Below are 14,137 nucleotides of genomic sequence, written 5' to 3'. Positions count from 1 at the left end.
TCATGGCCATCCAGATCCACGTCAGCGGAGACGCCGAGAAGGCCGTCGACCGCGTCGTCCCGGAGCTCGTCGCCGACGAGGTCGCCTCCGGCATCACCGCCCAGGTCCCCACCCTGTGGGGCGCCGCGGCGGAGGAGGAGGCGGCCAAGCGCCTCGGGTGGACCGAGTCGACCACCGTCTCCCGCCCCCTGATCCCCCAGATCCTCGCCCTGCGCGAGGAGTTCCAGGCCAAGGGCGTCGACCACATCGTCCTCGGCGGCATGGGCGGCTCCTCGCTCGCGCCCGAGGTCATCACCCGCACCGCCGGCGTCGAGCTCACCGTGCTCGACTCGACGGCGCCCGGCCAGGTGCTCGCGGCCCTGAACGACCGGCTCGCGTCGACCGCGGTCGTCATCTCCTCGAAGTCCGGCTCGACCGTCGAGACCGCGAGCCAGAAGAAGGCCTACGAGAAGGCGTTCACGGAGGCGGGCATCGATCCGCTCGACCGCATCGTCATCGTGACCGACCCGGGCTCGCCCCTGGACACCTCCTCCCGCGAGGCCGGCTACCGCGTGTTCAACGCCGACCCGAACATCGGCGGGCGCTTCTCGGCGCTCTCCGCGTTCGGCCTCGTGCCGTCCGGGCTCGCCGGCGCCGACATCGAGGCCCTCCTCGACGAGGCGGCCGAGGCCTCCCTCGGGCTCGCCGTGGACTCCCCCGAGAACCCGGGCCTGATCCTCGGAGCGGCGATCGCCGCGACCAGCCCGCGCCGCGACAAGCTCGCGATCGTCGCCGACGGGACCGACATCGTCGGCTTCGCCGACTGGGCGGAGCAGCTCATCGCCGAGTCCACCGGCAAGGACGGCACGGGCATCCTCCCCGTCGTCTTCGGCACGCTGGCCCCCGAGCTCTCGGAGGACCTGCCCGACGTGCAGGTCGTCCGCCTGGTCGAGGACGCCACGGCGCTGCACCTGTTCCCGCGCGACCGCCACGAGGGCGAGATCCTCCTCTCCGGCTCGCTCGGCGCTCAGATGCTGACGTGGGAGTACGCCGTCGCCGTCGCGGGTCGCCTCCTGGGCATCAACCCGTTCGACCAGCCCGACGTCGAGTCGGCGAAGGTCGCGACCCGGGCCCTGCTCGAGAAGCGCCCCGAGCCCGAGGCGCCCGCGTTCACCGACGCGGGCATCGAGGTCACCGGCAGCAGCAGCGTCACCGAGGGCGTCTCGACCGTCGCCGCCGCTGTCGACCGCCTCCTCGCGCAGCTGGGCGACGGCGGCTACGTCTCGATCCAGGCGTACGTCGACCGCCTCGCGCTCCCGCAGCTCGAGGGCGTGCGCGACCTCCTCGCCGCGCAGGCCCAGCGCCCCGTCACCTTCGGGTGGGGCCCGCGCTTCCTGCACTCGACCGGGCAGTACCACAAGGGCGGGGCGCCGACCGGCGTGTTCCTCCAGATCACCGAGCGCTCCGACGTGGACCTCGAGATCCCGGACAGCCCGTTCACCTTCGGCCAGCTCATCCTGGCGCAGGCCGCCGGCGACGCGAGCGTGCTCGCCGAGCACGGCCGGCCGGTGCTGACCCTCACGCTGACCGACCCCGAGGCCGACCTCGAGGCGCTCTTCGAGGCCCTCAACACCTGATCCGACGGGCACGCCGCCGCTGCGCTCTCGAGCGCGCGGCGGCGTGCCCGCGGTCGTCCCGCGACCACTTCCCGGGGCAGCAGCCGGGCCCGCCCGCTCCTCCCCCTCCCTCACCGATAGCAGTGCGCCGGTCCCACCGGCACACAGAAGGACACTGCACATGTCTGTGGACATCACCCCCGAGTTCAATCCGCTGAGGTTGAGCTTCGACCGCCGGTTGAACCGGATCGCCGGGCCCAGCGGCCTCGTCATCTTCGGCGTGACCGGCGACCTCTCCCGCAAGAAGCTCATGCCCGCGGTCTACGATCTCGCCAACCGCGGCCTCCTGCCTCCCGGCTTCGCCCTCGTCGGATTCGCCCGGCGCGACTGGGACGACCAGGACTTCGAGCAGGTCGTCCACGACTCCGTGAAGAAGCACGCCCGCACCGAGTTCCACGAGGAGGTCTGGGCGCAGCTCGCGCAGGGCATCCGGTTCGTGCAGGGCGAGTTCGACGACCCCGAGGCGTTCGCCCGCCTGAAGACGACCGTCGACGACCTCGACCGCGAGCGCGGCACGAACGGCAACTTCGCCTTCTACCTCTCGATCCCCCCGAAGTCCTTCCCGCAGGTCACCGAGCAGCTGCGCAGCTCCGGCCTCGCCGAGCAGAAGGACGGCCAGTGGCGCCGCGTCGTCATCGAGAAGCCGTTCGGCAGCGACCTGAAGACGGCTCGCGAGCTGAACGACGTCGTCGAGTCGGTCTTCCCGCCCGACTCCGTCTTCCGGATCGACCACTACCTCGGCAAGGAGACGGTCCAGAACATCCTGGCCCTCCGCTTCGCCAACATGATGTACGAGCCGCTCTGGAACTCGAACTACGTCGACCACGTGCAGATCACCATGGCCGAGGACATCGGCGTGGGCGGGCGCGCGGGCTACTACGACGGCATCGGAGCGGCGCGCGACGTCATCCAGAACCACCTGCTGCAGCTGCTCGCCCTGACCGCCATGGAGGAGCCGATCTCGTTCGACGCGGCCGACCTCCGTGCGGAGAAGGAGAAGGTCCTCGCGGCCGTCCGCCTCCCCGCCGACCTCTCCACCGCGACCGCCCGCGGGCAGTACGCCGGCGGCTGGCAGGGCGGCGAGAAGGTGCTCGGCTTCCTCGAGGAGGACGGCATGAGCCCCACCTCGACCACCGAGACCTATGCCGCCATGCGCCTGGACATCGGCACCCGACGCTGGGCCGGCGTGCCGTTCTACCTGCGGGCCGGCAAGCGCCTCGGCCGCCGCGTCACTGAGATCGCGGTCGTGTTCAAGCGGGCACCGAAGCAGCTCTTCGCCGAGAGCCAGACCACGTCGCTGGGCCAGAACGCGCTCGTCATCCGGGTCCAGCCCGACGAGGGCGTCACCATGCGCTTCGGCTCGAAGGTGCCCGGCGCCGGCATGCAGGTGCGCGACGTGACGATGGACTTCGGCTACGGCCACGCGTTCACCGAGGCGAGTCCCGAGGCCTACGAGCGTCTCATCCTCGACGTCCTCCTGGGCGAGCCGCCGCTCTTCCCCCGGCACGAGGAGGTCGAGCTGTCCTGGAAGATCCTCGACCCGATCGAGGAGTTCTGGGCCACGCAGGGCCAGCCCGAGCAGTACCGCCCCGGAACTTGGGGCCCCGATTCCGCCGACGAGCTCCTCGCCCGCGACGGCCGCACCTGGAGGCGTCCATGATCGTCGATCTGCCCGACACCACGACGAGCGAGGTCTCGAAGACCCTCGTCAAGATCCGCGAGGAGGGCGGCGCCGTCGCCCTCGGCCGCGTCCTCACCCTCATCATCGCGACCTCCCGGGGTCACGAGGAGGAGGCCATCGAAGCCGCGAACGACGCGTCCCGCGAGCACCCGATGCGCGTCATCGTGGTCTCGAAAGACGACGGCACCACCACGGTCCCGGTCGACGCGACGGCGCGGGTCGACGCGCAGATCCGGGTCGGAGGCGACGCCGGCGCGAGCGAGGTCGTCGTGCTCCGTCCCTACGGAGACGCGGCCGAGGACGAGGAGAGCCTGGTCACGGGCCTGCTCCTCCCCGACGCCCCCGTCGTGGCTTGGTGGCCGAACAGCGCTCCGGACAACGCCTCCGCGTCCCCGATCGGCCGGATCGCCACTCGGCGGATCACCGACGCGTCGGCCCAGTCGAACCCGGCGGAAGCGCTGCACCACCTCGCGTCCACCTACGCCCCCGGCGACACCGACTTCGCCTGGACCCGCCTCACCCTCTGGCGCGCGCAGCTCGCCGCCGTGCTCGACCAGCCGCCCTACGAGCCGATCACGGCCGTCGAGGTCTCGGGCGCGCCCGACTCCCCCTCGACGATCCTGCTCGCCGCCTGGCTGCAGCTCGAGCTCGACATCCCCGTCGACCACGAGCTCACGATCAGCGCGACCGGGTCCAGCGGGATCCACGGCGTGCGGCTCATCCGCGACTCCGGAGTGATCGAGCTCGAGCGCTCGGTGCCCAACGTCGCGACGCTCACGCAGCCCGATCAGCCGGTCCACGACATCTCGCTCCCCCGCCGCAGCCTCCGGGACTGCCTGGCGGAGGAGCTGCGCCGGCTCGACCCGGATGACCTGTACGGTGAAGTGATCTCGCGCGGGGTCGACATGCTCACTGAGAAGGCCGAGGCCCGCAGCGCCTCCTGAGGTGTGGGCGCCCGTCCAGGGCGCCCGCACCTAAGAGCTTCCCGACACGGAGCCGAACCCCGCCGATCGGCACCCGAACCCGAAGGAGTCCCCTAAGATGACCACCGAACGCCGCGTGCTGGTCCACCGCGACAAGCAGACCCTCGCCGGCTCGGTCGCCGCCCGGTTCCTCACCAAGACGATCGACGTCCTCGACGACCTGGGTTCGGCGAACGTCGTGCTCACCGGAGGGACGATGGGAGCCGCCACGCTCAAGGAGATCGGCTCCTCCTCCGCCGCCGGCAACGTGGACTGGTCGCGCGTGCACTTCTGGTGGGGTGACGAGCGCTGGGTGCCCCGCGGCCACGAGGACCGCAACGACGTCCAGGCCGGGGACCTCTTCAGCGTCCTCGACGTGCCGGCGGCGAACGTGCACTCCTACCCGGCCTCGGACGAGGGCCTGGACCTCGACGGCGCCGCCGCTGCCTACGACGCGGAGCTGCGCGAGCACGCCTCCGAGGGGCGCGACTACCCGCGCTTCGACATCACCTTCCTCGGCGTCGGGCCGGACGGGCACATCGCGTCGCTGTTCCCCGAGCGCTCCGCGATCCGCTCCACGACGCCCGGCGTCCTCGCCGTCCGCAACTCGCCGAAGCCGCCGCCGGAGCGCCTCACCCTCACGCTGCCGCTGATCAACCAGTCGGACCGCATCTGGATGGTGCTCGCCGGCGCCGACAAGGCCTCGGCCCTGGGCCTCGCGCTCGCGGGTGCCAGCACGAACGAGGTGCCCGCGTCGGGCGCGTTCGGTCGCAAGCGCACGGTGTTCTTCGTCGACCAGGAGGCTGCGGCCGAGGTTCCCGAGTCGCTCATCGCTCCGAGCTACTGAGCCCGGTCCGGAAACGACGGAAGGCCCGTCCCCCGAGGGGGCGGGCCTTCCGTCGTTCGTCGTCCGGTGAGGATCAGGACGGGGTCGCGGTGCCTCGTCGGGCGCGCAGCTGCTGCAGCGCCTCCTCGAGGAGCTGAGCGGCCTCGGCCTCGGTGCGGCGCTCCTTCACGTAGGCGAGGTGCGTCTTGTAGGGCTCGGTCTTCGCGACCTGCGGCGGGTTCGCCCGGTCGCGGCCCGCGGGGAGACCGGACTGCGGCGAGTCGATCACCTCGGGGATCTCGTCCTCGGGGAGGGCCGCCGAGAAGTGGCGCACCGTCTCGTTGCCGAGAGCGTCCCAGTAGGAGACCGCGACGCGCTCCGCGTGGAAGCCCCGGTCCTGCTCGCCCATGGGTCCTGCGCCGACGCGCGAACCGCGGATTGCACTGCCGCCTGATGCCATTGCGAGTACCCCTATGCTCCGGTGGTGAACTTGGTGATGAGTCCGAGCACCACGATGCAGGCCAGCCAGACGACGCCCAGGATCACGGTGATGCGGTTGAGGTTGCGCTCGGCGACGCCCGACGCGCCGAGGTTGGAGGTGACTCCGCCCCCGAACATGTCGGACAGACCGCCGCCGCGCCCCTTGTGGAGCAGGATCAGCATGGTGAGCAGGAGGCTCGTGATGCCCAGGATGACCTGGAGCACGACCTGGAGGATGTCCACGCGGTACCTTTCGAAGTTCTGGCGCGTTGCGCGCCCCGTCGAGTATAACGGCGCCTGCGAATCCGCGAGGAATGCATCGTCCCGTGTTCGGGGCGATGTATACGAGTGTCCGTCGAGGGGCGGAGCGGGTGGCCTCGTCGCGGTGCCCTCGACAACCTCTTCAGTCGCCGGACCGCGAGCCTGTGATCCACGTACCAGCGGACCGATCGAGCCGAACGCGACACGCTCTCGGAGGGCACCCCGCGACGAGCCGACAGCACCGGACCGGCCAACGCGTGAAGCCGGTATGGGATCTCCGAGGCGAACCGGCGATTCGCGTCCCAGCGGATCGACGTAGCCGGACGCATCCCGCTCTCGGAACCGCGCCCCGTCGCGAAGCCGACCGCGCCACGCCGCGCAGGGAGCGGCGTGGACGACGAAAGGGCGGGCCCGATGGGCCCGCCCTCTCGTCGCAGCAGCTCAGACCCCGACGTGGTTCCGGAATCGGGCGATCGCCGCGAACTCGTCGACCTGGAGGCTGGCGCCTCCGACCAGTGCTCCGTCGACGTCGGGCTCGCGCATGAAGCCGGCGATGTTGCCGGACTTCACGGAGCCGCCGTAGAGGATGCGGGTCTTCGCGGCGGTGTCGGCGCCGAGGACGTCGGCGACGACTCCGCGGAGCGCCTTGCAGACCTGCTGGGCCTGCTCGGGTGTCGCGGCCTGTCCGGAGCCGATGGCCCAGACCGGCTCGTAGGCGACGACGAGGTCGGCGTCCGCGGGGAGGCCGGTGAGGGCCTCCTTCAGCTGGGCGACCGGCACAGCCGACGGGCCGTGCTTCTCGAGGTCCTCCGCGGTCTCGCCGACGCAGATGATCGGAGCGACGCCGTGCTGGAGGGCCGCGGCCGACTTGGCGGCGATGTCCGCGTCCGTCTCGCCGTGGAGCGTGCGACGCTCCGAGTGGCCGACGATCACGTAGTCGCAGTCGAGCTGCTTCAGGAACTGGCCCGAGATCTCGCCGGTGTAGGCGCCGCTGTCGAACTTCGAGACGTCCTGCGCACCGTACTTGAGCGGCAGCTTGTCCGAGTCGACGAGGATCTGCACGGGCCGGAGGTCCGTGAAGGGCGGGAACACCGCGACCTCGACACCGTCGAAGTCGTGGTCGGCGTCCTTGAGGCTCCACGCCAGCTTCTGCACGAAGGCGATGGCCTGGAGGTGGTCCAGGTTCATCTTCCAGTTGCCGGCGATGAGCGGGGTGCGGGCGGCGGTGTCTACCATCCGAGGACCTCCAGTCCGGGGAGGCGCTTGCCCTCGAGGAATTCGAGGCTCGCTCCGCCTCCCGTCGAGATGTGGCCGAACTGGTCGTCGCGGAACCCGAGGGCGCGGACGGCCGCGGCGGAGTCGCCTCCGCCGACGACGCTGAGACCGTCGACCTCGGTGAGCGCCTGCGCGACGGTCTTGGTGCCCGCCGCGAACGGCTCGAGCTCGAAGACGCCCATGGGGCCGTTCCAGAACACCGTCTCGGACGCCGCGATGATCTCGGCGAAGTGCGCGGCGGTATCCGGTCCGATGTCCAGGCCGAGGCCCTTCTCACCGAAGGGCGTGCCCTCGATCGCGTCGGCCGAGGCGACCTGGTGCTCGGCGTCGGGGCCGAACTCCGACGCCACGACGACGTCCGTCGGCAGGACGATCTCCACGCCCAGCTCCTTCGCGTTCGCGAGGTAGCCGAGCACGGTGTCGACCTGGTCCGCCTCCAGCAGGCTGGCGCCGACCTCGTGGCCCTGGGCCTTGAGGAAGGTGAAGAGCATTCCGCCGCCGATGAGGATCGAGTCGACCTTCGGCAGCAGGTGCTCGATCACGCCGAGCTTGTCCGAGACCTTCGAGCCGCCGAGGACGACCGCGTAGGGGCGCTCGGGCTTCTCGGTGAGCCGCTCCAGCACCTCGAGCTCGGCCGCGATCAGCGTGCCGGCCGCGCTGGGGAGAAGCTCGGCGAGCTCGTAGACGCTCGCCTGCTTGCGGTGCACGACGCCGAACCCGTCGGAGACGAAGGCGTCGCCGTAGGCGGCCAGCTTCTCGGCGAAGGTGCGGCGCTCGGCCTCGTCCTTGCTCGTTTCGCCGGCGTTGAACCGGAGGTTCTCGAGGACGACGACCTGGCCGTCCTGGAGAGCATCGACGGCGGCCGAGGCCGCCTCCCCGACGGTGTCCTCGGCGAAGGCCACCGGAGCGTCGAGCAGCTCGCCGAGGCGGGCGGCGACGGGAGCGAGGCTGTACTTCGCCTCGGGCTTCCCCTCGGGGCGCCCGAGGTGGCTCACGACCACGACTCGGGCGCCCTCGGAGACCAGACGCTGGAGCGTGGGCACCGACGCGCGCACGCGACCGTCGTCCGTGATCGTTCCGTCCTTCAGGGGGACGTTCAGATCGCAGCGGACGACGACGCGCTTGCCTGCGAGGGAGCCCAGTGAGTCCAGAGTGCGGAGCGTCACTGCGCGCAGCCCTTAGAGCTTGCCGGCGACGAACTCGGTGACGTCGACGAGGCGGTTGGAGTAGCCCCACTCGTTGTCGTACCAGGAGGCGACCTTGACCTGGCTGCCGATGACCTTCGTGAGGCCCGCATCGAAGATCGACGAGTGCGGGTCGGTCACGATGTCGCTCGAGACGATCGGGTCCTCGGTGTACTTGAGGATGCCCTTGAGGTCTCCCTCGGAGGCCGCCTTGTACGCCGCGTTGATCTCCTCGACGGTGGCGGGCTTGGTCAGCTCGACGGTGAGGTCGGTGATCGAGCCGGTCGGGACCGGGACGCGGAGGGCGTAGCCGTCGAGCTTGCCGACGAGCTCCGGGATGACCAGGCCGAGCGCCTTGGCGGCACCGGTCGAGGTCGGGATGATGTTGACGGCGGCGGCGCGGGCGCGACGCAGGTCGCTGTGCGGGCCGTCCTGGAGGTTCTGGTCGGCGGTGTACGCGTGGACCGTGGTCATCAGGCCGCGCTCGATGCCGAAGTTGTCGAGCAGCACCTTGGCGAGCGGCGCGAGGCAGTTCGTGGTGCAGGACGCGTTCGAGATGATGTCGTGCGTCGCGGGGTCGTAGGTGTTCTCGTTCACGCCGAGGACCAGGGTCGCGACGTCGCTGCCGGTGGCGGGAGCGGAGACGATGACCTTCTTGGCACCCGCGGTGATGTGCTTGCGCGCGTCCTCCGACTTGGTGAAGCGGCCGGTCGACTCGATGACGACGTCGACTCCCAGCTCGCCCCAGGGGAGGTTCGCGGGGTCGCGCTCCTCGAGGACGATGATCGGCTTGCCGTTGACGACGATGCGGTCGCCGTCGAGCTCGACGGTCGCGTCGAGGCGGCCCGTGATGGAGTCGTACTTCAGGAGGTGCGCGAGGGCCTTGTTGTCGGTGAGGTCGTTGACCGCGACGATCTCGAGGTCGCTGCCCTTGGCGAGGGCTGCACGGAAGAAGTTACGGCCGATACGGCCGAAGCCGTTGATGCCGATCTTGACGGACACAGATATCTCCTGGTGAGGAAAGGCACCTCGACGGTGCAGTGGAGGGGTGGAAGCCGACGACAGGGCGTCCCGGACGCGGGGCCCGGGACGCCGAGATCGCTACGACAGTAGCAGCAGGCCCGAAGTCTTCTCGCGGGCTTTCTCGAAGCGCGCGGAGACGTCGGCCCAGTTCACGATGTTCCAGAACGCCTTGACGTAGTCGGCCTTCACGTTGACGTAGTCGAGGTAGAAGGCGTGCTCCCACATGTCGAGGAGGAGGACCGGGACGGTCGCCGCGGCGAGGTTGCCCTGGTGGTCGTAGAGCTGCTCGATGATGAGCTTCTCGCCGAGAGAGTCCCAGGCGAGGATCGACCAGCCGGAGCCCTGGATGCCGAGGGCCGAGGCGGTGAAGTGGGCGCGGAACTTGTCGAACGACCCGAAGTTGTCGTCGATGGCCGCGGCGAGCTCGCCGACGGGCTTGTCGCCGCCGTCCGGCGAGAGGTTGTTCCAGAACACGGTGTGGTTCACGTGACCGGCGAGGTTGAAGGCGAGGTCCTTCTGGAGCTTGTTCACGTTCGCGAGGTTCTCGCTGTCGCGAGCGTCCTGCAGCGAGGCGAGGGCGGTGTTCGCCCCGGCCACGTACGTCGCGTGGTGCTTGTCGTGGTGGAGCTCCATGATCCGCCCACTGATGTTCGGCTCGAGGGCCGAGTAGTCGTAGGGCAGTTCGGCGAGCGTGTAGTCAGCCATGTGCGATCTCCTGTTCGTGGTCGTCGCTCCCGTGCGACCCGCCGGCGTCTCGGCGTCCTCCGCGAGGCGGAGGAGGAGGGCCGGGAGTGTCCTGAGCGACCCGATCAGTCTAGCGAGGGGGCCCCTCCGCGTTCGGAGGGCTTGCGTTGTTCGACCAGGAGACACTCAGCGTTCGCCGGGCGGGGCGCGCCGTGCGGCCGGGCCTACAGGTCCTGCAGCTCGGCCGGGAGGTTCGCGTCGGTGCCCGGGATGTCGAGGTCGGACGCGCGCTTGTCGGCCATCGCGAGGAGGCGGCGGATGCGGCCGGCGACGGCGTCCTTCGTCATCGGCGGATCGGCGTGGTGGCCGAGCTCGTCGAGGCTCGCGTCGCGGTGCGCGAGGCGCAGGCGCCCGGCGTAGCGGAGGTGCTCGGGGATGTCGTCGCCCAGGATCTCCATCGCGCGCTCGACGCGGGCGCACGCCGCGACGGCGGCCTGGGCGGAGCGGCGGAGGTTCGCGTCGTCGAAGTTGACGAGGCGGTTCGCGGTCGCCCGCACCTCGCGGCGCTGGCGCAGCTCCTCCCAGCTCGCGACGGTCGCGGTCGCGCCCATCAGGGTGAGCATCGCGCTGATGCTCTCGCCGTCGCGGATGACGACCCGGTGGACGCCGCGCACCTCGCGGGACTTGGCCTGGACTCCCAGGCGTCCGGCGGCTCCGACGATCGCCATGGCCGCCTCGTTGCCGGGGCAGATGATCTCGAGCGCCGCGGAGCGGCCCGGGTCGGTCAGCGAGCCCTGGGCGAGGAAGGCGCCGCGCCACAGGGCGGCGAGCTCCTCGCGGGAGCCGGTCGTGAGGCGGTTGGGCAGGCCGCGGACGGGCCGGCCCCGCTGGTCGAGGAGGCCGGTCTGCCGGGCGAGGGTGTCCCCGCCCTCGACGACGCGCACCAGCCAGCTCGTGGTCCTCCGGGATCCGCCGGCCGAGACGATGCTGCCCTCGCTGCGGACGCCGTACAGCTCGGCGAGGTCGCGGCGCACGCGGGTCGCGAGCGGGGCGGAATCGAGCTCGACCTCGACCGCGAGGCGGTTGGAGATGATGTGCAGTCCTCCGGAGAAGCGGAGGATGGTCGCCAGTTCGGCGGCACGGACGGTGTTCTTGCGCGAGACGATCGCGACCAGTTCGCCCTTGACGTCTGCGGTGAGGGCCACGGAGTCTTCCTTACGTCGGGTGCGCGGCTGAGCGCGCGGGGATCATTCTCGGCCGAGGTCGCGGTGCGCCACGTTGACGGCGACGCCCGGCAGCTCGGCCAGACGGGCCGCGACACGGCCCGCGACCGCGACGGAGCGGTGCTTGCCTCCCGTGCAGCCGATCGCGATGGTCGCGTGGCGCTTGTTCTCGCGCTGGTAGCCGTCGAGCACGGGGCGCAGGGCCCGGGAGTAGGAGTCGATGAACTCCTCGGCGCCCTGCTGGGCCAGCACGTAGTCTCTCACCTCTTCGTCGAGACCCGTGTGCGGACGCAGCTCCGGGATCCAGTACGGGTTCGGCAGGAACCGCGCGTCGGCCACCATGTCGGCGTCCGTCGGCAGCCCGTACTTGAAGCCGAAGCTCATCACCGTGACCTGGAGGCCCGCGCGGCCGGCCTCGGCGAAGCGCTCGGTGATGCTGGTGGCCAGCTGGTGGATGTTGAGGTCCGAGGTGTCGATGACGATGTCGGCCGACTCCCGCAGCTGAGCGAGGCGCGTCCGCTCGGCGGAGATGCCGTCGAGGAGGGTCCCCCGGCCCTGCAGCGGGTGCGGACGGCGCACCTGCTCGAAGCGGCGGACGAGCGCGGCGTCGGTGGCCTCGAGGAACACCACTCGGAGGTCGACCCCGGCGCGCAGCTCGCGGACGATGTCGCCGAGGTCCTCGAAGAAGTCGCGTCCGCGGACGTCGACGACCGCCGCGATCTTCGGCAGCGTGTCCCCTGCACGCTGCGCCAGGTCGACCAGCGGGCGCAGCATCTGCGGCGGCAGGTTGTCGACGACGTACCAGCCGAGGTCCTCCAGCGCGTTCGCGGCCGTGGACCGGCCCGCTCCGGACATCCCCGTGACGATCAGCACGTCCTGCTGCTCGCTCTCCGTGCTCATGCGCTCTCCGTGCTCGTGTCTGCTCGTGTCCTCGGTGCCGGGCACCGGCCGCTCTCCCCCGGAGCGCGGGCCTCCAGCCTAGGGCGTGCCCCCGACGGCGGACCCGTCCGGATGCAGGTGCGCGTGGATCGCGCCCGCCAGCGTCGGGCCGATGCCCTTGACCTCGGCGATCTCGGCCTCGCCCGCCTCGCGGAGCCGGGCGACGGATCCGAAGTGCTTCAGCAGGTCGCGGACTCGCGTGCCTCCGAGCCCGGGCACCTCGGCCAGCTGCGACGAGATGTCGCGCTTGCGACGCGTCCTCTGGTGGGTGATCGCGAAGCGGTGCGCCTCGTCGCGGATGCGCTGGAAGAGGAAGAGCGCATCGCTGTTGCGCGGCAGGATGACGGGGAAGTCGGAGTCCGGCAGCCAGATCTCCTCGAGGCGCTTGGCGATCCCGCAGAGGGTGATGCCGGTCACCCCGGACTCGTCGAGCGCGCGCTGCGCGGCTGCGACCTGCGGCTGGCCGCCGTCGACGATCAGCAGCTGCGGGGGGTACGAGAACTTGCGCCGCTTGGCCTCGCCGGTCTCGGGGTCGACCGCCGCGGGCTCGACCGGCTCGCGGAGGTACGCGAGGCGGCGGGTGAGCACCTGGTGCAGCGACTCGGTGTCGTCCGTCGACTCCGCGATGGAGAACCGCCGGTACTGGTCCTTCCGCGCGAGCCCGTCCTCGAAGACCACCATCGAGGCGACGATGTTGGTGCCGCTGAGGTGGGAGACGTCGTAGCACTCCATCCGGAGCGGCGCCTCGCTCATGCCGAGGGCGTCGCGGATGTCCTCCAGGGCCTGCGTCCGAGCGGTGAAGTCGGCGGAGCGGCGGGTCTTGTAGAGCATCAGCGAGTGCTTCGCGTTCTGCGTCGCCGTCTCGAGGAGGGCGGCCTTGTCTCCGCGCTGGGCCGCTCGGAGGCGCACGTTCGTGCCGCGCAGTCCGCTCAGCCACTCCTCGAGCGCCTCGGTGTCCTCGGGCAGCTCCGGCACGACGACCTCCCGGGGCGGGACGTCGCCGGTCTCGTAGGCGGCCTGGAGGGCCGTGTCGACGAGCTCCGCCGTGCTCATGTCGAGCTCCTTGTCGACGACCCAGCCCCGCTCGCCGCGGATGCGCCCGCCGCGGACCCGGAACTGCTGCACGGAGGCGGCGAGCTCGTCGTGGACGATCGCGTAGAGGTCGACGTCCACGTTGTCCTTGAGCACGACCGCGCTCTTGGCGAGGACCGCGTCGAGGGCGGCGGCCTGATCGCGTAGCTTGCCGGCGCGCTCGTACTCCATCGCCGCGGCGGCCTCGCGCATCTCCTTCTCGAGCTCGCCGATCATCCGGCGGTCGTGGCTGCCCATGAAGGCGACGAAGCGGTCGACCATCTCGCGGTGCTCGGCGAAGGTGACACGGTGGGAGCAGGGCCCGCCGCAGCGGCCGATCTGCGACGCGAAGCAGGGCTTGCCGCTCTGCATGGCGCGCTTGTAGTTGGAGTCGTTGCAGGTCCTGATCGGGAACGCCTTGATCATCAGGTCGATCGTCTCGTGGATCGCCCAGATCTTCGGGTAGGGCCCGAAGTAGCGGGCCTTCCTGATCTTGGCGTTCCGCGTGACCATCACCCGCGGGGCCTCGTCGCCGAGCGTCACCGCCATGTAGGGGTAGGACTTGTCGTCGCGGAACTTGACGTTGAAGGGGGGATCGAACTCGTTGATCCAGGTGAACTCGAGCTGCAGGGCCTCGACGTCGGTGCCGACAACGGTCCACTCGACGCCGGAGGCCGAGGTGACCATCCGCCGGGTGCGCTCGTGCAGGCTCGGCAGCGGGGCGAAGTAGTTGCTCAGCCGCGCGCGGAGGTTCTTGGCCTTGCCCACGTAGAGCACCCGCCCCCGGGCATCCGTGAAGCGGTACACGCCCGGGAGGGTCGGGATCTCACCCGGCTTCGGCCGGAAGTCGACTGTCTGCGCCATGCCTCTCGC

General features: G+C 70.8%; 13 protein-coding genes. 4 read left to right on the top strand and 9 right to left on the bottom strand.

Annotated features, from left to right (window positions below; translation table 11 throughout):
- Nucleotides 1-2: 2 nt before the first annotated feature.
- The 4 genes from C5C36_RS01875 (at nt 3) to pgl (ending at nt 5,145) form a co-directional block, all read left to right on the top strand.
- Complete coding sequence (locus C5C36_RS01875) at nt 3-1,616, top strand: glucose-6-phosphate isomerase (protein ID WP_104309127.1); 1,614 nt, start codon at nt 3-5, stop codon at nt 1,614-1,616.
- A 160-nt stretch (nt 1,617-1,776) separates the two neighbouring features.
- Nucleotides 1,777-3,315 carry a glucose-6-phosphate dehydrogenase gene (gene zwf / locus C5C36_RS01870; RefSeq protein WP_104246802.1) on the top strand — a complete coding sequence of 513 codons (1,539 nt, stop codon included), beginning with the start codon at nt 1,777-1,779 and terminating at the stop codon, nt 3,313-3,315.
- The gene (locus tag C5C36_RS01865; RefSeq protein ID WP_104232638.1) at nt 3,312-4,280 is read left to right on the top strand and encodes a glucose-6-phosphate dehydrogenase assembly protein OpcA; all 969 of its coding nucleotides are present in this window, start codon (nt 3,312-3,314) and stop codon (nt 4,278-4,280) included. The genes zwf and C5C36_RS01865 overlap by 4 nt, the downstream gene beginning before the upstream one ends.
- Before the next feature lie 97 nt (nt 4,281-4,377).
- A complete protein-coding gene (gene pgl / locus C5C36_RS01860) occupies nt 4,378-5,145 on the top strand; it encodes a 6-phosphogluconolactonase (RefSeq protein WP_104221917.1) in 768 nt (255 codons plus the stop codon).
- A 73-nt stretch (nt 5,146-5,218) separates the two neighbouring features.
- Here the strand turns inward: pgl and C5C36_RS01855 are convergent, their stop codons facing one another.
- From C5C36_RS01855 to uvrC, 9 genes are all read right to left on the bottom strand, one after another.
- Complete coding sequence (locus C5C36_RS01855; protein WP_055791968.1) at nt 5,219-5,584, bottom strand: RNA polymerase-binding protein RbpA; 366 nt, start codon at nt 5,582-5,584, stop codon at nt 5,219-5,221.
- An 11-nt stretch (nt 5,585-5,595) separates the two neighbouring features.
- Entirely contained in the window at nt 5,596-5,847 is a 252-nt protein-coding gene (secG, locus tag C5C36_RS01850; RefSeq protein ID WP_104221915.1) for a preprotein translocase subunit SecG, read from the bottom strand.
- 459 nt (nt 5,848-6,306) lie between these two features.
- On the bottom strand, nt 6,307-7,101 hold the full coding sequence (tpiA, locus tag C5C36_RS01845; protein ID WP_104237487.1) for a triose-phosphate isomerase: 795 nt from the start codon (nt 7,099-7,101) through the stop codon (nt 6,307-6,309).
- Nucleotides 7,095-8,306 (bottom strand): phosphoglycerate kinase, encoded by a 1,212-nt coding sequence (locus C5C36_RS01840; protein WP_104309126.1) that lies wholly within the window; start codon nt 8,304-8,306, stop codon nt 7,095-7,097. Before C5C36_RS01840 ends, tpiA begins: the two co-directional genes overlap by 7 nt.
- A 12-nt stretch (nt 8,307-8,318) precedes the next feature.
- Nucleotides 8,319-9,326, bottom strand: coding sequence for a type I glyceraldehyde-3-phosphate dehydrogenase (gap, locus tag C5C36_RS01835; protein WP_104221909.1), 1,008 nt, complete (start codon nt 9,324-9,326; stop codon nt 8,319-8,321).
- A 99-nt stretch (nt 9,327-9,425) separates the two neighbouring features.
- Nucleotides 9,426-10,052, bottom strand: coding sequence for a superoxide dismutase (locus C5C36_RS01830; protein ID WP_104309125.1), 627 nt, complete (start codon nt 10,050-10,052; stop codon nt 9,426-9,428).
- Between the two features lie 203 nt (nt 10,053-10,255).
- Nucleotides 10,256-11,236, bottom strand: a complete 981-nt coding sequence (gene whiA, locus C5C36_RS01825; protein WP_104221905.1) for a DNA-binding protein WhiA — start codon at nt 11,234-11,236, stop codon at nt 10,256-10,258.
- Nucleotides 11,237-11,278: 42 nt separating this feature from the next.
- On the bottom strand, nt 11,279-12,154 hold the full coding sequence (gene rapZ / locus C5C36_RS01820; RefSeq protein WP_097166020.1) for an RNase adapter RapZ: 876 nt from the start codon (nt 12,152-12,154) through the stop codon (nt 11,279-11,281).
- Nucleotides 12,155-12,232: 78 nt separating this feature from the next.
- Nucleotides 12,233-14,128 (bottom strand): excinuclease ABC subunit UvrC, encoded by a 1,896-nt coding sequence (uvrC, locus tag C5C36_RS01815; protein ID WP_104268633.1) that lies wholly within the window; start codon nt 14,126-14,128, stop codon nt 12,233-12,235.
- Nucleotides 14,129-14,137: the final 9 nt, after the last annotated feature.

This window comes from Rathayibacter sp. AY1G1, assembly GCF_002932095.1.
In the GTDB taxonomy this organism is placed as follows: Bacteria; Actinomycetota; Actinomycetes; order Actinomycetales; family Microbacteriaceae; genus Rathayibacter.
Note: the sequence above shows the minus strand (reverse complement) of the source record. Positions and strands in the feature narration are given on the sequence as shown.

Coding starts and splice junctions, on each gene's coding strand:
- tpiA (WP_104237487.1), bottom strand. CDS start 7,101: ATGGTAGACACCGCCGCCCGCACCCCGCTCATCGCCGGCAACTGGAAG.
- pgl (WP_104221917.1), top strand. CDS start 4,378: ATGACCACCGAACGCCGCGTGCTGGTCCACCGCGACAAGCAGACCCTC.
- uvrC (WP_104268633.1), bottom strand. CDS start 14,128: ATGGCGCAGACAGTCGACTTCCGGCCGAAGCCGGGTGAGATCCCGACC.
- rapZ (WP_097166020.1), bottom strand. CDS start 12,154: ATGAGCACGGAGAGCGAGCAGCAGGACGTGCTGATCGTCACGGGGATG.
- zwf (WP_104246802.1), top strand. CDS start 1,777: ATGTCTGTGGACATCACCCCCGAGTTCAATCCGCTGAGGTTGAGCTTC.
- C5C36_RS01865 (WP_104232638.1), top strand. CDS start 3,312: ATGATCGTCGATCTGCCCGACACCACGACGAGCGAGGTCTCGAAGACC.
- C5C36_RS01855 (WP_055791968.1), bottom strand. CDS start 5,584: ATGGCATCAGGCGGCAGTGCAATCCGCGGTTCGCGCGTCGGCGCAGGA.
- C5C36_RS01875 (WP_104309127.1), top strand. CDS start 3: ATGGCCATCCAGATCCACGTCAGCGGAGACGCCGAGAAGGCCGTCGAC.
- C5C36_RS01830 (WP_104309125.1), bottom strand. CDS start 10,052: ATGGCTGACTACACGCTCGCCGAACTGCCCTACGACTACTCGGCCCTC.